10 protein-coding genes are annotated in these 19,122 nt (G+C 70.6%); 7 read left to right on the top strand and 3 right to left on the bottom strand.

Annotated features, from left to right (window positions below; genetic code table 11):
* Nucleotides 1–12 precede the first annotated feature (12 nt).
* Nucleotides 13–864, bottom strand: coding sequence for a siderophore-interacting protein (locus ACH4DZ_RS22165; protein WP_398288976.1), 852 nt, complete (start codon nt 862–864; stop codon nt 13–15).
* 125 nt (nt 865–989) lie between these two features.
* On the bottom strand, nt 990–1,937 hold the full coding sequence (locus ACH4DZ_RS22160; RefSeq protein WP_398289223.1) for a 5'-3' exonuclease H3TH domain-containing protein: 948 nt from the start codon (nt 1,935–1,937) through the stop codon (nt 990–992).
* A gap of 295 nt (nt 1,938–2,232) precedes the next feature.
* Between ACH4DZ_RS22160 and ACH4DZ_RS22155 the strand changes: the two genes are divergently transcribed.
* The 4 genes from ACH4DZ_RS22155 to ACH4DZ_RS22140 all read left to right on the top strand — a co-directional run bounded on the left by ACH4DZ_RS22155 (nt 2,233) and on the right by ACH4DZ_RS22140 (nt 7,436).
* Nucleotides 2,233–3,321 (top strand): glycine betaine/L-proline ABC transporter ATP-binding protein, encoded by a 1,089-nt coding sequence (locus ACH4DZ_RS22155; protein ID WP_398288975.1) that lies wholly within the window; start codon nt 2,233–2,235, stop codon nt 3,319–3,321.
* Entirely contained in the window at nt 3,314–5,929 is a 2,616-nt protein-coding gene (locus ACH4DZ_RS22150) for an ABC transporter permease/substrate binding protein (RefSeq protein ID WP_398288974.1), read from the top strand. Before ACH4DZ_RS22155 ends, ACH4DZ_RS22150 begins: the two co-directional genes overlap by 8 nt.
* Before the next feature lie 192 nt (nt 5,930–6,121).
* Nucleotides 6,122–6,685 (top strand): helix-turn-helix domain-containing protein, encoded by a 564-nt coding sequence (locus tag ACH4DZ_RS22145; RefSeq protein WP_398288973.1) that lies wholly within the window; start codon nt 6,122–6,124, stop codon nt 6,683–6,685.
* Nucleotides 6,686–6,722: 37 nt separating this feature from the next.
* Entirely contained in the window at nt 6,723–7,436 is a 714-nt protein-coding gene (locus tag ACH4DZ_RS22140; protein WP_398288972.1) for a helical backbone metal receptor, read from the top strand.
* Here ACH4DZ_RS22140 and ACH4DZ_RS22135 read toward each other — a convergent pair.
* Nucleotides 7,363–8,562: a TDT family transporter gene (locus tag ACH4DZ_RS22135; protein WP_398288971.1), complete on the bottom strand. Its 1,200-nt coding sequence runs from the start codon at nt 8,560–8,562 to the stop codon at nt 7,363–7,365. The genes ACH4DZ_RS22140 and ACH4DZ_RS22135 overlap by 74 nt on opposite strands.
* A gap of 70 nt (nt 8,563–8,632) precedes the next feature.
* On the opposite strand from ACH4DZ_RS22135, the gene ACH4DZ_RS22130 reads away from it, so the two are divergent.
* The 3 genes from ACH4DZ_RS22130 to ACH4DZ_RS22120 all read left to right on the top strand — a co-directional run bounded on the left by ACH4DZ_RS22130 (nt 8,633) and on the right by ACH4DZ_RS22120 (nt 19,057).
* Nucleotides 8,633–9,577, top strand: a complete 945-nt coding sequence (locus tag ACH4DZ_RS22130; RefSeq protein ID WP_398288970.1) for a LysR family transcriptional regulator — start codon at nt 8,633–8,635, stop codon at nt 9,575–9,577.
* A 557-nt stretch (nt 9,578–10,134) separates the two neighbouring features.
* Complete coding sequence (locus ACH4DZ_RS22125) at nt 10,135–11,289, top strand: oxygenase MpaB family protein (protein WP_398288969.1); 1,155 nt, start codon at nt 10,135–10,137, stop codon at nt 11,287–11,289.
* Between the two features lie 277 nt (nt 11,290–11,566).
* Complete coding sequence (locus ACH4DZ_RS22120; protein ID WP_398288968.1) at nt 11,567–19,057, top strand: amino acid adenylation domain-containing protein; 7,491 nt, start codon at nt 11,567–11,569, stop codon at nt 19,055–19,057.
* The last annotated feature ends 65 nt before the right edge of the window (nt 19,058–19,122 follow it).

The raw sequence follows: 19,122 nt of genomic DNA, 5'->3' as shown, positions 1-19,122 counted from the left end.
GAGGGGACTCCCTCAGGCAGAGGCGGCAGGCGGCGCACTCTCCTGCTCGGCCTCGACCTGCGCGTTCCAGTCCCGCTTCGCGGCCTGCCACCCGTCCTCGTTGTGCCCCAGCCGCCAGTACCCGGAGATGGAGATGTCCTCACGCGGAATCCCCCGCTCGACCCGCAGCAGCCGCCGCAGCTCCTTCACGAAGCCCGCCTCGCCGTGCACGAACGCGTGCATCCGGCCCGCCGGGAACTCCAGCGCCCGGACGGCCGCCACCAGGGCCTCGCCGACCGGCCGGTCGCCGCGGTGCAGCCAGACGACCTCCACGGCGGAGTCGAACTTCTGCTCCTCCTCCGGCCCCGAGACCTCCACGAAGGCACGCACCTGCGCTCCGTGGGGCATCCCCTCCAGCGAGGCACCGATGGCGGGCAGCGCGCTCTCGTCACCGGCCAGCAGATGCCAGTCGGCCCCGGTGTCGGGCGCGTACGCCCCACCCGGTCCGAGGAACCGCACGAGCTCACCCGCCTGTACGTGGGCCGCCCAGGGCCCGGCAAGCCCCTCGTCGCCGTGGATCACGAAGTCGAGGGTCAGTTCACGCTGCTCGGGGTCCCAGGCACGCACGGTGTACGTACGCGTGACGGGCCACTGCTCACGGGGGAACTCCTCGCGGATCCGCGCCATGTCGAAGGGCTCCGGATACGTCACGCCCTCGGCGCCGAACAGCAGCTTCACGTAGTGGTCGGTGCTGGTGCCCGCCGTGAAGTCGGCGAGCCCCTCGCCCCCGAGGACCACGCGCTGCATATGCGGAGTCAGCCGCTCCGTACGGACGACTCGCGCGGAGTGCGGCTTGGGAGTCTTGCGTGCCGGACGCTCTGCCATAACGGCCTCCTGGATAAGTTCGCTAAGGCTTACCTAAGTTAGCACCTCTCCCTGTGCCGCACCCTTGTGACACGCCTCAGTCGAACAGGGGGCAGTGGTGCGGCCCCACAAGTCCAGTGTCCCTCTCAGGACCCCAGAGTCGACAACAGGCGCGTCAACGAGCCGCCGAGACCCCAGCGCGCCGCCAGCGCGTCGAGGGCCGCCGGATCGCGCGGCGCGCGCGGCACCGCGGTGTCCACCTCCGGCAGGGGCACGTCACCGGCCACCTTGACGACCTTCGGCGCGACCGACACGTACGGCCGGGACTCGTCCAGGCGCTTGCGCTGCGAGGGAGTGAGCCTGGCCTTCGGGTCGTCCACCGCGGCCATGATCCCGGCCAGGTCCCCGAACTCGGTTAGCAGTTTGGCGGCCGTCTTCTCGCCGATGCCCGGTACGCCCGGCAGTCCGTCGCTGGGGTCGCCGCGCAGCAGCGCGAGATCCGCGTACCCCGGCCCGTCCACGCCGTACCTCTCGCGCAGCCAGGCCTCGTCCGTGAGCTGCAGGGAGCCGACGCCCTTGAGCGGGTACAGCACGCGGACGCCCCGCCCGTCGTCCACCAGTTGGTACAGGTCGCGGTCGCCGGTGACGATGTCGACGGGGCCCGTGGCGCGGCCGGCGAACGTGCCGATCACATCGTCCGCCTCGTACCCCTCGACGCCCACGCGCGCGATGCCCAGCGCGTCCAGGATCTCCTCGATGACCGGCACCTGCGGCGAGAGGGTGTCGGGCACCTCTTCCTCGTCCGGTCCCGTCCCGGTCTCCTGGGCCACGCGGTGCGCCTTGTAGGAGGGGATCAGGTCGACCCGCCACTGCGGGCGCCAGTCCGCGTCCATGCAGGCCACCAGGTCGTCCGGCCGGTGGTCCTTCACCAGCCGGTCGATGAACTCAAGAAGTCCCCGCACGGCGTTCACAGGAGTGCCGTCCGGGGCCTTCACGGATTCCGGCACCCCGAAGTAGGCCCGGAAGTACAGGGAGGCGGTGTCGAGGAGCATGGTGCGCCGGGGCTGCTGAGTCTGCTGGGTCACGTCTCGCATCATGCCGTACGCCACTGACAGTCACCGGGTGACGCGGACAGTGCGCGAAGGGGCCGGTGCGGACAGGCGGGCGGGAACGAGTTCCGCAACCGTCCGGAAGTAAACAAAGTGTGAACTGGGACACGGTCGGGTTTGCGCCACGGCAGTGGGGGCAGGGGCGCACCCGGAGCGAACCCGGTCGCATTTTCAACCACACCTGAACATGCGCGGACCGGATGAGCGGGCGGAACCCGCATCGCTCCACGGCCCGCCGGCGGGGGAGGCGGGCCGTCTTCGTTCGACCGGAGAGGTACTTGTGTCATCCAGGCTGCAGGCGGAACAGCTCTACAAAGTGTTCGGCAGACGACCCGGCGAGGCCGTCGAGCGACTGCGAGGGGGAGCCGACCGCGAGGAACTGCGCGCCGACGGCATCACCGCCGCGGTGATCGACGCCTCCTTCACGGTGGAACCGGGCGAGATCTTCGTCGTGATGGGACTGTCCGGATCCGGCAAGTCCACGCTGCTGCGTATGCTCAACGGGCTTCTGGAGCCGACCGGGGGCCGCGTGGTCTTCGACGGGCAGGACCTGACCGCGCTCAACGACCGTGAGATGCGCGAGGTCCGCTCCCGCAAGGTGAGCATGGTCTTCCAGCACTTCGCGCTCTTCCCGCACCGCAGCGTCCTGGAGAACGCCGCGTACGGCCTTGAGGTGCAGGGGGTGCCGCGCGCCGAACGCCACGAGCGCGCCAACAAGGCCCTGATCCTGGCCGGCCTGGCCGGCTGGGAGAAGTCCTGGCCCGACGAACTGTCCGGCGGTATGCAGCAGCGCGTGGGCCTCGCCCGGGCGCTCGCCACCGACGCCGATCTGCTGCTGATGGACGAGTCCTTCAGCGCGCTCGACCCGCTGATCCGCCGCGACATGCAGGACCAGCTGATCGAACTCCAGAAGAAGCTCAAGAAGACCATCGTCTTCATCACCCACGACCTCAACGAGGCCATGCGGCTGGGCGACCGCATCGCCATGATGCGGGACGGCCGGATCGTCCAGATCGGCACCGCCGAGGACATCCTCGTCCGCCCCGCGAACGACTACGTCGCCTCCTTCACCCAGGACGTCGACCGCTCCCGGGTCCTCACCGCGGCCTCCGTCATGGACACCGAACTGGTCGGCGACGAGGCCGACTGCGGCTGCGAGACCGCCCGGCCCGACTCCTCGTTCGGTGACCTGTGCGCGATCAGCGCGCGGCTGACGCATCCCGTCGCCGTCGTCGACAAGAAGGGCAAGCTGGTCGGAGTCGTGCCACGGCGACGGCTCGTCGGCTTCCTCGGCGACGAACAGGGCGAACCGGCACCGTGCGACACCCCGCGCGACAAGAACCTCGGAGCGGTGAAGACCGATGCCTAGAATCCCCTTCGGCGACTGGGTCAACGACGCGGTCGACTGGCTGCTGAACCACATGGCGTGGCTCTTCGACTTCTTCAAGACCGTCTTCCTCGGCGCCTACGACGGCATCAACGCCGTCCTCCAGGCCCCCGAACCGCTCCTGCTCGCGGGCATCTTCGCGGTCATCGCGTTCTGGCTGCGCGGCACCTCGGCAGGTGTCCTCACCTTCGTGGGATTCGCGTTCATCGACTCCCTCGAACTGTGGGAGAACGCGATGGTGACCCTGTCGCTCGTCCTGGTGGCGACGATCATCGCGCTCGTCATATCCGTGCCCGTCGGCATCTGGGCGGCCCGCTCGGACCGGGTCAGCAGCGTCGTGCGGCCGGTGCTCGACTTCATGCAGACACTGCCGGCGATGATCTACCTGATCCCGGCGATCCTGTTCTTCGGCACCGGCGCCCCCGCGGGCATCGTGGCCACCCTGATCTTCGCGCTGGCACCCGGCGTCCGGATGACCGAGCTGGGCATCCGGCAGGTCGACAAGGAACTGGTCGAGGCCGCCGACGCGTTCGGCACCACCCCCGGCAACATCCTGCTGCGCGTCCAGCTGCCGCTGGCCCTGCCCACCGTCATGGCGGGCGTCAACCAGGTCATCATGCTGGGCCTGTCCATGGCCGCCATCGCGGGCATGGTCGGCACCGGCGGCCTCGGCGGTGACGTCAACGAGGCCATCGGCCAGCTGAACGTCGGCCTCGGCTCCGAGGCGGGCGTCGCCATCGTCATCCTCGCCATCTACCTGGACCGGATGACCAGCGCGCTGGGCACCCAGGTCTCCCCGCTCGGCCGCCGCGCCGCCGCCAAGCTGCGCGCCACGCAGGGCCTGAAGATCTGGACCTACCGTCCGCAGCCCACCGTGGCCGTGATCGGTGTCGTCGTGCTGGCGCTCGTCGCGGGCGGCATGGGCATGTTCGGCTCCGGTGACAGCGAGACCACCGCGTCCGACTCCAAGAACGTCGGCCAGGGCAAGAAGATCACCATCGGCTACATCCCCTGGGACGAGGGCGTCGCTTCCACCTTCCTCTGGAAGGAGATCCTGGAGCAGCGCGGCTACGACGTCGAGGTCAAGCAGTTCGACGCCGGCCCGCTCTACACCTCCCTCGCGCAGGGCGACATCGACTTCCAGACCGACTCGTGGCTGCCCACCACCCACGCGGAGTACTGGAAGAAGTACGGCAAGCAGCTCGACGACCTGGGCTCCTGGTTCGGCCCGACGTCCCTGGAACTGAGCGTGCCCGCCTACATGAAGGGCATCGACTCCCTGGAGGACCTCAAGGGCAAGTCCGGCGAGTTCGGCGGCAAGATCACCGGCATCGAGTCCAGCGCCGGAATGATGGGCCTCCTCAAGACGAAGGTCCTCAAGGAGTACGGGCTCGACAAGGAGTACAAGGTCGTCGACAGCTCCACGCCGGCGATGCTGGCCGAGCTGAAGCGCGCGTACGCCAAGAAGGAGCCGTTCGTCGGCACGCTCTGGTCGCCGCACTGGGCGTACAGCGAGTACAAGCTGACAAAGCTCAAGGACACCAAGGGTGCCTGGGGCAAGGGCGACGGTGTGCACACGCTCTCCCGCAAGGGGTTCGCCGAGGAGAACCCGGTCGTCGGCAAGTGGCTCAAGAACTTCAAGATGACCGAGACGCAGCTCACCAGCCTTGAGGCGGAGATCAACAAGGCCGGCAAGGGCGCGCAGCAGGACGCCGTGCGCACCTGGCTGAAGAGCAACTCCAAGGTCGTGGACAAGCTGGCCCCGGTCGCGAGCTCCTCGTCGAGCACCCCCGCCGAGGCGAAGAACGCCATCGACGTCGCCTGGTTCCCGTGGGACGAGGACGTCGCCGTCACGTACCTGTGGAAGAACGTCCTGGCCCGCCGCGGCTACACGCTGAACCTGAAGCAGATGGACGTCGGCCCGGTCTACACCGGCCTCGCCTCCGGTGACATCGACCTCAACTTCGACGCGTGGCTGCCGTACGCGCAGTCGAACTACTGGAACAAGCACAAGGACAACCTGAAGGACCTCGGCACCTGGTACGAGCCGACGTCCCTGGAGGTCGCGGTGCCCTCCTACGTCAAGGGCGTCAAGTCCCTGGCGGACCTCAAGGGCAAGGCCGACACCTTCGACGGCAGGATCATCGGGATCGAGCCGGGCACCGGCGAGATGAACCTCCTCAAGAAGGACGTACTTCCGGGCTACGGCCTGGACAAGGAGTACAAGGTCGTCGACGGTTCCACGCCCGCGATGCTCGCCGAGCTGAAGCGCGCGTACGCCAAGAAGGAGCCCGTCGCCGTCGTCCTGTGGTCCCCGCACTGGGCCTACAGCGAGTACGAGCTGACCAAGCTCTCGGACGAGAAGAAGCTGTTCGGTGAGGGAAACACGATCCGGACCATCTCCAACAAGAAGTTCCCCGGTCAGTATCCCCAGCTCACCAAGTGGATCAAGAACTTCAAGATGAGCGAGGACGAACTCGGCAGCCTGGAGGCCGAGATCAAGGACCGCGGCCAGGGACACGAGGAGGACGCCGTCGCCGCGTGGCTCAAGGAGCACCCGGGCATGGTGGAACGCATGACTCCGCAGTAGCGGACAAGCACGACCAGGAGGGGCGGACGGTGCCGTACGGCACCGTCCGCCCCTCGCGGCATATACACGACGGACGCGGCAATGTTCACGGGGATGTGACGGCCGCATGAAACGGTTTGGCGAACACCCGTAGGGTGCAGACAACACATCAGGAACCCGCGCACCGACGACGCACAGGGGGGAGCCGAAGCGATGGACGAGAACAAGGAATCCCTTCGCGTGGGCGCGGCCGTCAGGCGGCGGCGCCGGGCGCTGGAGCTCACCCTCGCCGTCGTCGCCGAGCGCAGCGGTCTGTCGGTGCCGTTCCTCAGCCAGGTCGAGAACGAACGGGCCCGGCCCAGTACGCGCTCCCTGGAACGCGTCGCAGACGCCCTCGGCACGACCCGCGTGGAGCTGCTGGCGGCCGCCGACCCGGCGCGCAGTGTCGATGTGGTGCGCGCCGACGACTCCGAGTTCACCCATGAGCCCCGCGTGCGCCCCCTGGTGCGCGGTCACCACCAGTTGCACGCCATGGAGTTCTCCGGCGACCAGGACGCCGGCCGTGAGTTCCAGCACCGCAACGACGAGTTGATGTACGTGGCCGAAGGCGTCGTCGAGGTCGAGGCGGAGGGCCGCGTGTACCGCCTGGGCAAGGGCGACACCCTGTACCTCACCGGCGGGGTGCGCCACCGCTGGCGGGCCACCGATGAGGACACCCGCGTCCTGGTCGTCGCGGTCGCGGACCACATCGAGGCGGTCGACGATCTCAGCCGGTGAGCAATGCGTCGGCTCGGCCGCCGGAGCGGGGCCGAGAGTGGTGTCGCTGGTCCCCTCCCTCACCGAGGCCGTCGCCGTGTCCGCGCCGGGGGCCCTCGTCGGAGCGACCGACTGGTGCAGCCACCCCGCAGGACTCGACGTCGTACGCGTCGGCGGCACCAAGAACCCGGACGTGCGGCGGATCGTCGCGCTCACCCCGGACCTCGTGATCGCCAACGAGGAGGAGAACCGCGAGCCCGACCTGACAGCGCTACGGCAAGCGGGCATCGAAATCCTCGTCATCGAGGTACGGGACCTGCCGGGGGCCTTTCTGGAACTGGCGCGAGTGATCGGGGCGTGCGGCCTGCGCGGGCGGCCCCGCTGGCTCGACGAGGCCGAGGAGGTGTGGCTCGACCCACCCTGCCCGTCGGTCCGGTTGCGCGCGGCCGTGCCAATCTGGCGGCGCCCCTGGATGGTGCTCGGGCGGGACACCTTCGCGGGGGACCTGCTGGCGCGCCTGGGCGTCGACAACGCGTACGCGGACCACGCCGAGCGCTATCCGCGTGTCCCCGCCGACGAACTGCGCGCCGCCCGCCTCGATCTGGTGGTGCTGCCCGACGAGCCGTACCGCTTCACCAGGGAGGACGGCCCCGAGGAGTTTCCCGGGGTGCCCTGCGCGCTCGTCGGCGGGCGCCATCTCACGTGGTACGGCCCGTCGTTGGCACAGGCCCCACGGGCACTGGCCGGGGCGCTGCGAGCAGCCGTCCGCTGAGCAGGCCCCGGGTAGTGTGCGCGGCGGCCACGGTCCAGGCGGCTAGCAGCAGGGCGTAGAGGGCGACCGTGAGTGCGTCGTAGACCAGGAGCCCCGTGTGCCGGGCGAGTCCCTCGGCGCCCGTCACAGACGTACCCACCGGGAAGGTGAACGCCCACCAGGTCATCGTGAAGCGCATGCCCCGGCGGTGGGCCCGCACCACCATCGCACCGGCCAGCGTGAGCCAGAACAGCGCGAAACCCATCACCGGCACGCCGTAGAACACCGCCAGGACGGCGAAGCCCCGGTCGTACGGGGCCGGTACGACCCCCGGCGCGGCGACGCCGAAATTGGCCACGGCCGTCGTGGACTGCCCCAGCGGACCCAGGACCAGGAACAGGGCCGGGGTGAGGGCGAGCGGCAGCGGGCCGCCCGTGAGGAGCCTGGCGAAGATCATCGGCAGCATCACCAGCGTGGCCAGCAGGCTGAGGCCGAACATCGCGAAGCAGGCGAGCAGCAAGGTCGCGCGGGGCGCGCCCGGCGGCAGATGCGGTACGAGCAGCGGGCCGAGGGCCGCGGACACCATCGGGGCGACGAGGGGGAGCAGCCATACCGGGCCGGCCTGCGAGGCGTCCAGCCGGTGACGCGTGATCATCAGGTACGGGACGGCCACAGCGACCGTCAGGCCGGTCAGGGTGCCGGCGGTGTACAGGACGGCGTCCAGGGCGACCGCCGCCGGGGTGCCGATCCAGTCCCGGCCGACGACGAGGGCGCCGCCCCCGACGGCGAGCAGGGCCATCGAGAGGCACCCGTAGAACGGTGCCATTGCCGGGTCCATGAGATGGGCCCTCGCCCGGTCCCCGTGCTGGATCCAGTGCGTGGCCCGCGCGACGAGCAGACCCACGAGCAGGACCAGGGAGAGCGCCCAGAACGCCGTGCAGACGGTACGCGGACCGGGGGAGCCGAACGGGAGTCCGGCTCCTGCCGTGGCCACGATCGCGGTGCCCATGACGGGGGCGTACCAGTTGGGGCCGAGGTGGCGGACGGCGATGGCCCTGGAGCGGCGAGGGTGGGCGGTCCGGCGAGTGGGGCCGGTGTGACCGGTGTGCCTTCTGGAGGTGGGAAGGCGGGGGACGGCGGTGACCATGAGTCCACGGTGCTCCCCGGGCGGGGAGGTCACCAGGGAGTACCGGGCTATGGGGGCATAAGGTGGGCTTATGAGTCGGGATGACGGAACGGATGACCGGCCGGTCCGCGCGGCGGGGGCGGCGGGCGGGCTGTCGCACCGGGTGCCCGAGCTGGGCGCGCTGGAGCTGCTGCTCGCCGTGGCGCGGCTCGGGAGCCTGGGCCGGGCGGCGCGGGAACTCGGGATCACCCAGCCCGCCGCCAGCAGCCGCGTCCGGTCCATGGAACGGCAGTTGGGGGTCGCGCTGGTGGAGCGGTCCCCGAGAGGGTCACGGCTCACCGACGCGGGGGCGCTGGTCACGGACTGGGCCCGGCGGGTGGTGGAGGCGGCGGAGGCGTTCGACGCGGGGGCGCAGGCGCTGCGGGACCGGCGCGACTCACGGCTGCGGGTCGCGGCGAGCATGACGATCGCCGAGTACCTGCTGCCGGGCTGGCTGATCGCGCTGCGCGGGCAACGGCCGGACACGGCGGTGTCGTTGCTCGCGGGGAACTCGACGGTGGTGGCCGAGAGGGTGCTCTCCGGTGAGGCGGATCTCGGGTTCGTGGAGGGGGTGTCCGTGGCGGCCGGCCTCGACTCGGTGGTGATCGCACACGACCGGTTGATCGTGGTCACCGGGCCCGGACACGCGTGGGCGCGACGTCGACGGGCTCTCGGAGCCGCGGAGTTGGGGGCGACGCCCCTGATTCTGCGCGAGGAGGGATCGGGGACGCGGCAGGTGCTGGACGCGGCGCTCGGCGGCCTGGCCCGCCCCCTGATCGAACTGTCCTCCACGACCGCGGTCAAGGCGTCCGCGGCGTCCGGGGCGGGGCCGGCGGTGCTGAGTGAACTGGCACTCGGAGAGGAACTCTCGGCTCGGCGGCTGGTGGCGATTCCGGTGGAGGGCGTGCGGCTGAGCAGGGCCCTGCGGGCGGTCTGGCCCGCTGGACACCGGCCCGCGGGGCCGGCACGGGATCTGCTGGCGTTGACGCGGTCCTAGGCGTCCTAGGCGGCGTTCCATGTGGGAGGCGTCGGCCGATGTCTGTCGTGGTTCCCGTCGTGGACCGGCCGGTGCCGTGAGGTGCCCGCCTTCGGAGGCGACGGCCCATCGGCGTGTCGGTGAGTGGTCGAGGGCTGTGGGCACGGAAAGTCACCGTCTCGGCCTCGGGTGAGGACGACCCCGGCATCGGGTGAGGGCATCACGATGCGTACACGATCCGTTCGGCAGGCGTGCGGCTACGCGACCGGGAAGCTGCCTGCACGCCTCCGCGCCTCCGCATCTCCACGCCTTGACTCCGGGGCGCACAGCGGTGACAGAGGCGTGAACTCCTAGGTCAGGGGCTCAGGTTGGTGTTGTGTGCGCGCCGGGGGGCGCGCGCCCGAATACCTCTAATGGTCTATCGTCACCGGCGCCCCACAGAAGGCATGATCACGCTAGGTAGTCGCGTTGAGCGCGCCTGGCCGCGGTGTTCGCGGGCGAGAGGGAAGACTCGCCCGTCACTCTGCGCCGCGAGCGGACACGCCCCCGCCCCGTCCGACGACGAACGGAGTCCTGTCATGCCGTTGAAGGCCGAGTACGTTGCCCAGGAACTGGAGAAGGCGAGCACAGCCGGGGACCCGGAGGCGGACGCGCTGGTGTCCGACCTGATCGACAACCGGAAGGTCGACGGGGTCAATGCCCTGTTCCGCACCGTCGCCTCTCTCAAGCACGGGCAGGACCGCTCTCATCTGCCCCCGGAACTGGCCGAGTTCCTGGCCGGCGCCGAGGCCGAACCGCCGGGGTGGGGCGACGCGGATGTCAAGGCGGCGGAGAAGTTCTTCGACCGCCACCGTGGTGAGGTGGCCATGCTGCAGGGCACCGTCGGGCTCATCGGCACGTATCTCTCTCCCACCGGCGCGTTCACTTTGCGCTCCACGGGCCGTCTGGGCGGTGTCGAGGGCCCGGGTCGGCGCCTCTCACAGTCCTCTCGCTTGTTCATCGACATGGACAAGAAGGGGGCGATGACGGACGGGACGCTGGCTGCGAACGTCACCAAGGTCCGTCTCGTCCACGCATCGGTACGCCAGATGCACAAGAAGAGCGGCGAGTGGGACTACGCCAAGTGGGGCGAGCCCGTCTCCCAGAAGTACACCACCGGCGCCGCCTGCGTGTTCTCCACCCAGATCCTCCAGGCAATGGCCAACCTCGGCCTCGACGTGTCCAGGGACGACGCCCACGGCTTCATCTGCGCCTGGCACTACGTCAACCACTACCTCGGCACTCCCGAGAAGTGGCTGCTGCCCAAGGACGCCGACGAAGTCGAGCGACTGTGGAACCAGGAGCGCGACAAGGAGTGGAAGAAGACCGACGACGGTGTCTTCATGACGCAGCAGGCCCTGAACTACTACAAGCAGTTCGTGCCGGGTCCCTTCCACAACGCGTTCGTCGCCATGATCCGTACCGCTCTGACCGACAAGTACGCCGACATGGCCGGCCTGCCGCAGGGGGTCCTGGACGCCGCGGCCAAGCCCCTGGCAGCAGGCCACGGCCTGGTCAGCAAGGCGGGCGGGGGCCTGTTGGGTGGCGCCGCCGAGAAGACGACCGGCGTCAATCCCTACAAGGAGGTCCTGGGGGTGGCCTCAAGCGCGTTCCGGGAGATGGAGCACGCCGCGGTGACCCAGGGACAGGACGACCAGCCCCAGATGCACCAGGAACTGGGCGACAACCGCTGAAGACGGACACCGCACGGCACACGGCGCCCGGAGTACGGCCGCTGAGGTAGGACGGCCGGAGTAGGGCGGCCGGTGTAACGCAGGGCCCGACCGAATCGGAGCCGTTGCGCACCGTGCCCCCCCGCATCCGTGCCACTCATATCCGTGCCCCTCACACCCGTGCCACTCGTACTTGCATGGTCACTCGGAAAACTCCCCGCCCCCGCCCCCGTGTCGGCGCACAGGGTCGGATTCCACTGGACGTGATCACGGGCTCCCGCGCTCACAGGAGGTTCCTTTGCCCCGTCGTCAGCAACTCGCCCCGCACAGTGACGGCCGTGTGCCGACTCGCGACTCCGCGGCCGAGACCCTTCCGGTGACCGCAGGGCAGCGTGAGGTGTGGCTGGCCGAGCAGCGCTCCCCGAACACTCGCTCGGCTCTGCGGCTGGGGGAGTACCTGGAGATCCGGGGGCCGGTCGACCCGACCACCTTCGAGAAGGCGCTGCGTCAGGTCGTGGCGGAGACCGACGCTCTGCGGGTGCGGCTGGTGGCCGACAAGGACGGCCCTGTCCAGGTGCTGGAGCGGACACTGGGGTGGACGCTCCCGTTCGTCGACGTCGGTGACGAAGCCGACCCGGAGGCGACCGCCCTGGAGTGGGTCACCGCCGACATGGCCCGGCCCATGGACCTCGCCTGCGGACCTCTGTTCAGCTTCGCGCTGTTGCGGCTGGGGCCGGACCGGTTCTGGTGGTACCACACCTACCACCACGGTGCCGTGGACGCCTTCGGCTACTCCCTCGTGGCCCGGCGGGTCGCCGACGTCTACACCGCCCTCGTACAGGGGCGGGAGGCGGGCCCGAATCCCTTCGGGTCGTTGTCGGAGCTGGTGCGGGCCGACGAGGAGTACCGGGACTCCCCGGCACGTGTCGCCGACCGGGCCTACTGGAAAGGGCAGTTGTCCGGATGGGCGCGGGACGGGGCATCGCCGCCGAGGCAGGACACGGACGGCCGGAGCGCCCGGCCCGTCCCCCGGACCGAGTTGCTCCCGCTCCTGCGACCGCGGGAGCTGAGGGCTGCGGCATCGCGCAGCCAGGTCTCACGTTTCAGGTTCGTGTTCGCCGCCGTCGCGCTCCACACCCATCGGTTGACGGGGGCGCGGGACGTGGTGGTCGGACTGACCGTGGCCGGCCGTACGGACCAGACCTCTCGCACGACGCCCGGGATGCTGGCCAACGCTGTCCCCGTACGGCTGGCGATCCGGCCCGACATGCCGCTGAGGGAACTGCTGGCCCAGGTCGACGACCGTATGCGGGAAGCGGTGGAACACCAGCGTTACCGCGGGGAGGACCTGCACCGCGATCTCGGCCTGTCACAGGAGTCCGGCGCGGCCTACTCGCCGGTCGTCAATCTCATCGGCTTCGACTACGACATCACCTTCGCCGGCCACCGGTGCTCCGCGCACAACCTCTCCTTCCCCCTGGGCGCCGACCTACAGATCATGGTCTGGGACCGCCGGGACGGAACCGGCCCGCACATGCGGCTGCACGCGCCCCCCGGAACCCACAGCGACGCCGACCTCGCGGACTCCCAGCAGCGTCTCCTGCGTTTCCTGGCGAGCATGGCGGACCTCGATCCCGACCTGCCGGTCGGCGTGCTCGACGTGCTCTCGGCCGAGGAGCGACGGCGCCTGTTCGCGTGGGGCGACGCCACCGCGTCAGGCGTTCCCGCGGTCCCCCTGCCGACGCTGTTCGAGAGGCAGGTGCGCCGCGCGCCGGATGCCGACGCGGTGGTCACCGGCGACACGACCTGGACGTACGCGGAGCTGAACGCCCGCGCCAACAGGCTCGCGCACGCACTCACCGCCAGGGGCATCGGGACCGAGGACGTCGTCGCGCTCGTCCTGCCGCGGTCCGGCGACCTGGTCGTGGCGGCCCTCGCCGTGGTGAAGACCGGTGCCGCCTACCTGCCGGTGGACCCGGAGTACCCGGCGGCACGCAGGGAGTACATGCTCACCGACGCCCGGCCCGCCCTGGTGATCGACGATCCGGGGGTGATGGACGAGCTGTCCGCGGGGCAGCCGGACACCGATCCGGCCCTCGCCGTGGACCCGCGCCACCCGGCGTACGTGATCTACACCTCGGGTTCGACCGGACAGCCCAAGGGAGTCGTGGTGACCCACTCGGGCATCGCCTCTCTGGTGCGGTTGCAGGCGGAACGCTCGGTCATCACCTCCGACAGCAGGGTGCTGCAGTTCGCCTCTCCCAGTTTCGACGCCTCGGTGCTGGAGCTGTGTGCCGCTCTGCTCACCGGAGCCGCTCTGGTGGTCGCCCCGACGGCCGACCCGGTAGCAGCCCTGACCGACCCCGACCTCCGGGTGACCCACGGGCTCGTGCCGCCGTCGGTCCTGGCCGCACTGCCCGAGAAGGACGTACGGATCTCGACGCTGCAGGCGGGCGGAGAGGTATGTCCACCGTGGCTGGTGGCGCGCTGGGCACCGGGACGGCGCATGCTCAACGCCTATGGGCCGACGGAAGCCACCGTGATGGCCACCCTGAGCGACCCGCTGGCACCCTCGGACTCGGTACCGCCGATCGGACGGCCCACCCACGGCACCCGCCTCTACGTCCTGAACGGCACACTGCAACCGGTGCCCGCCGGCAGGCCGGGGGAGCTGTACATCGCGGGTACGTCCCTGGCACGCGGCTATCTCGGCAGGCCGGCACTGACGGCCGAGCGCTTCGTCGCCGACCCGTACGGCCCTCCCGGAGCACGGATGTACCGGACGGGCGACGTGGTGCGTTGGCGGGACGGGGGCCAGCTGGAATACATCGGCAGGGCCGACCACCAGGTCAAGGTCCGCGGTTTTCGCATCGAGCCGGGAGAGGTGGAGGCGGCGCTGACCGCGTGCCCCGGTGTGGCCCAGGCCGTGGTGCTCGCCCGTCCGGACCGGCAGCGGGGCGCCGTCCGGCTCGTCGCCTACGTCGTAGCCGGCGAGGAGGGGACCCGCGTGCGGTCGCTGCGTGAGAACCTGCGCGAACGACTGCCCCACTACATGGTGCCCTCGGCGTTCGTCATGCTCGCGGAACTGCCACTGACCCCGAACGGGAAGCTGGACCGCGACGCCCTGCCCGAACCGCGGGAGACGGCCGCCACCTCTCTCGTACGGCCGCCGGGCACCCCTCGGGAACACGTGCTGAGCGAGCTGTTCGCGGAGGTGCTGGGACTGACCACCGTCGGTGCGGACACGCACTTCTTCGAAGCCGGCGGACACTCACTGCTGGCGATCCGCCTGGCATCCCGCATCCGCGCGGTGCTCGGCGTGGACCTGGACCTCAGCGTGCTGTTCGACGCTCCCACCGTCGCCCGTCTCGCGGCGAGGCTGGGCAGCGGGAGCCGGGACCGGCCGGCACTGACCGTCCAGGATCGGCGGGACCCCGCACCGCTGTCGTTCGCACAGCAGCGGCTCTGGTTCCTGCACCGCGCGCAGGGCCCCAACGCCACATACAACGTTCCCGTGGCACAGCGGCTGACCGGCGAGCTGGACCGGGAAGCGCTGGAGCGCGCGCTGGGCGACGTGGTCGGCCGGCACGAGAGTCTGCGCACCCTCTTTCCGGAGGTCGACGGCGAGCCCCGTCAGCAGATCATCGACGGTCCCGCCGCCCGGCCCTCGCTCGCGGTCACCGCGGTCGACGGCGAGGAGTCGCTGCACGCGCGGCTGGCGGAGGCCGCCCGGTACACGTTCGACCTGGCGACCGAACCGCCGCTGCGCACGGAACTGTTCGTACTGGGCCCCTCCGAACACGTCCTGCTGATCGTGGTGCACCACATCGCCGCCGACGGCTGGTCCATGGCCCCGCTCAACCGGGACCTGGCCACCGCCTACGCCGCCCGGGTCCGGGGCGGGGAACCCGACTGGGAGCCCCTGCCGGCGCGGTACACCGACTACACCGTGTGGCAACGCGAGCTCCTGGGCGCCCCCGACGACCCCGACGCCCTCGCCAACCGGCAGCTCGCCCACTGGAGGACGGCCCTGTCGGGACTGCCCGAGGAACTCGCCCTCCCCTACGACCGCCACCGCCCCACCACAGCCTCGTACGCGGGCGCCCGCGTTCCTCTGCGTATCGACGCGCAGTTGCACACGGCGCTGGCCGAACTGGCTTCGCGAACGGGCACGAGCCTGTTCATGGTGCTGCACGCGGCTCTGGCGGCACTCCTGACCAGACTGGGCGCGGGCACCGACGTCCCCGTCGGCAGCGTGATCGCGGGACGCACCGACGAGGCCCTCGACAAGCTCGTGGGTTTCTTCGTCAACACCCTGGTGCTGCGCACCGACACGTCCGGAGACCCCTCCTTCACCCACCTGCTGGAGCGCGTCCGGGGCGTCGCGCTGGCCGCCTACGCCCACCAGGAAGTCCCCTTCGAGCAGGTCGTCGAGGAGCTGAACCCGGCGCGCTCCCCGGCGCGCCACCCGCTGTTCCAGGTCGCGCTCTCCCTGGACGTCGACGAGGCCGAGGTCTTCGCACTCACCGGCCTGCGGACGTCCCGAACCCCGGTGTCGACCGCGACGGCCAAGTTCGACCTCGACATCGGCATCTACGAACAGCGCTCCGGCGACGGCCGGTGCCTCGGGCTGTACGGGACCGTCGACCACGCCGTCGACCTCTTCGACCACGGTACGGTCGGCGATCTGGCGGCACGCTGGGTGCGCCTGCTCGAAGCGGTCGTCGGGAGCCCGGACCTTCCGATCAGCCACATCGACCTGTTCTCCGACGACGAGCGTCATCTCCTTCTCGGGGGCGCCGCCGCCACGGAGTCGGCGGAGCCGCCCGGGGGTACGATCCCCGACCTGTTCGACGCGCAGGTGCGCGCCGCTCCCGACGCGGTCGCCGTGGTGGCGGACGGAGCCTCGCTCACCTACGCGGAACTGAACGCCCGATCCCGTTGGCTCGCGCAGGCACTGACCGCCCGCGGCGTCGGAGTGGAAGACGTCGTCGCTCTCGCCGTGCCGCGCTCCGCCGACCTCGTCGTCGCCGTTCTCGCCGTCCTCAAGGCCGGGGCGGCCTACCTTCCGCTGGACCCGGACCATCCGGCCCCGCGCATCGCGGCCATGCTGGAGGACGCACGTCCGGTACTGCTGCTCACGACCACGACCGCCGGCCTCTCCGGCGCCCTCGACACGGGGTTGCCGCGCATGCTGTTGGACGCGCCGGACACGGAGAAGGCGCTGAGGAAGTTCCCGGAAACCGATCCGGTGACGGGGCTGACGCCCGACCACTGCGCCTACGTGCTCTACACCTCGGGTTCGACCGGCGCTCCGAAGGGTGTCGTCGCCCGTCACGGGAGCGTGGTCAACGTGGCCGGGCAGTACCGCACGCAGGTGTTCAGCCCCGCGGCCGACCGCCTCGGCGGCCGGCCCCTGAGGGTGGCGCTGACCGCCTCCGTGTCCTTCGACGCCTCGTGGGGCCAGCTCGCCGCCCTGCTGTACGGCCATGAACTGCACGTAAGCGACACGGCCACCTGGACGGACGCGGAGCGGTTCGTCTCCTGGCTGGCCGACCATCGGATCGACAGCCTCGACGTCACACCCTCCTACCTGCGCGTCCTGTGCGACCACGGCCTGCTCACGCGTGAGCGGTGGCGGCCGAGTGTGGCCGTGGTCGGCGGCGAACCCCTGCCGGACCGGTTGTGGCAGGAACTGCGTGCGGCGGACGGGCTGGTCGCCCACAACATGTACGGGCCGACCGAGTGCACGCTGGACTCGCTGCAGGCGCGACTGGAGGCCGCCACCACTCCGGTCCTAGGACGGCCGATCGCCGGCGCCCGCGCCTACGTGCTGGACGCCACGATGCGGCCGGTGCCGCCCGGCGTGACCGGTGAGCTGTACGTGGCCGGCGCCGGCCTGGCGCGCGGCTATCTCCGTCGTCCCGGCATGACCGCTCAGCGGTTCGTGGCCGATCCGTACGGCCCGCCGGGCGAGCGCATGTACCGCACCGGCGACCTGGCACGATGGCGCCGCGACGGACAACTCGTCTTCGCGGGGCGGTCGGACGACCAGATCAAGGTGCGCGGCCACCGCATCGAGCCCGGTGAGATCGAAGCGGTTCTCTCCACCCATGCCAGGATCGCCCACACCGCGGTCGTCGCCCGCGAGGACCGCCCCGGCGACACCCGACTGGTCGCGTACGTGGTGCCCGCCACCGGCAGCGGGGCCGACACCGCTGACCTGCGAGCCTTCCTGCGTACGCGAGTTCCCGCCTACATGGTGCCCTCGGCGTTCGTGGCCGTGGACGCGCTGCCGTTGACGCCGAACGGGAAGCTCGACCGGGAGGCCCTGCCCGCGCCGGGACCGGTCACGGCCACGGAGAGCATCCGGCCCCCGCGCACCGCGCAGGAGCGCACGCTGTGCGACCTGTTCGCCGAGGTGCTGCAGGTACCCGCGGTCGGTGTCGACCACGACTTCTTCGCCCTGGGCGGTCACTCCCTCCTCGCCGTGCGCCTGGCCGGCCGGATCGCCCGGACACTGGCGGTGCCCTTCGGCCTGTCGACGCTGCTGGAGGAACCGACCCCGGCGGGTCTGGCGCGGCACCTGCGGGCGGAGACGCCCACGGACGCACCCGCGTGGGTACCGGACACCGAGGCGCGGCTGAGCCCATCCCTGAAATTCACCTCCGCCCTGCAGGAACCGGACGGCCCGCACGAGATCCTGCTCACCGGAGCCACCGGATTCGTCGGCACCTTCCTGCTGGCTGAACTCCTGCGCCGGACAACCGCACGGGTGCACTGCCTCGTCCGGGCGCGCACCGAGGCCCAGGCCGGTGAGCGGCTGGCCGCGGCCATGCGGGCCCACGGACTGGAGGCAGCGCTGGACGATCCCCGGCTCAGCATCGTCCGGGGCGATCTCGCCGCCGGTGCGCTGGGCCTCGGTCCGGCAAGCTGGACACGGCTGAGCGAGACGGTCGACACGATCGTCCACTGCGGCGCCCGCGTCCACCACGTGTCGCCGTACGCCCAGCTGAAGTCGGCCAACGTGGAGGGCACTCGCGCCCTGCTGCACCTGGCGGGCGAAGGACGCCCCAAGGCGTTCCACCAGCTGTCCACCCTCGGTGTGTTCCGCTCCGGCCAGGGCTCCGGGCCGGTCACGGAGAACTCACCGATCGACGGTGAACGGCACCCGTTCGGCAGAGGTTACGCAGCGAGCAAGTGGGTGGCCGACCGGCTGGTGGAGCGAGCCTTCGAGCGGGGAGCGGGTGGCGGCATCCATCGGCTGGGCCGGATCTGGGCCCATTCGTCGACCGGTGCGGTCAACCGGAACGACATGTTCTCCCGGCTGCTCACCAGCTGCGCGACGCTCGGCTGCCATCCGTCGGATCCGGGACTCCTGGAGGGCCTGCTTCCCGTCGATACCCTCGCCGTCGCCGTCGTCGCGCTGCTGCGCCACGACGGCACGGCCGGCCGCGTGCACCACCTTCACCACCCGCACAGGCTCGGACCCGGCGACTTCCTGGCCGTCCGGGACCGGATGCACGGGACGCACTCCGAGGAACTCCCGCTGCACATCTGGCTGCGACGCCTGCGCCGAGCGAGCGATCGCGGGCAGGACCTGCCGGTCCTGCCCTACCAGGAGCACTTGGAGAAGTACGCCGAGGCGGCGCGGTCCACGCAGCACACACAGGCGGACACGCAGTTCGACAACAGCGCGACCATCCGTCGGCTGCGGCAACTCGGGGTCACGCTCCCCGAGATCGACGTCGATGCGATCGCCGCGTACTGGAGCTTCATCGACAGGTGAAACGTGCTGTACGGCCCTGTCAGTGATCAGAAAAACGGTGAGTATTCGAAATGACGTCGTCCGCA

The sequence above is a fragment of the Streptomyces sp. NPDC017991 genome (assembly GCF_044328075.1).
Lineage (GTDB): Bacteria > Actinomycetota > Actinomycetes > Streptomycetales > Streptomycetaceae > Streptomyces.
Note: the sequence above shows the minus strand (reverse complement) of the source record. Positions and strands in the feature narration are given on the sequence as shown.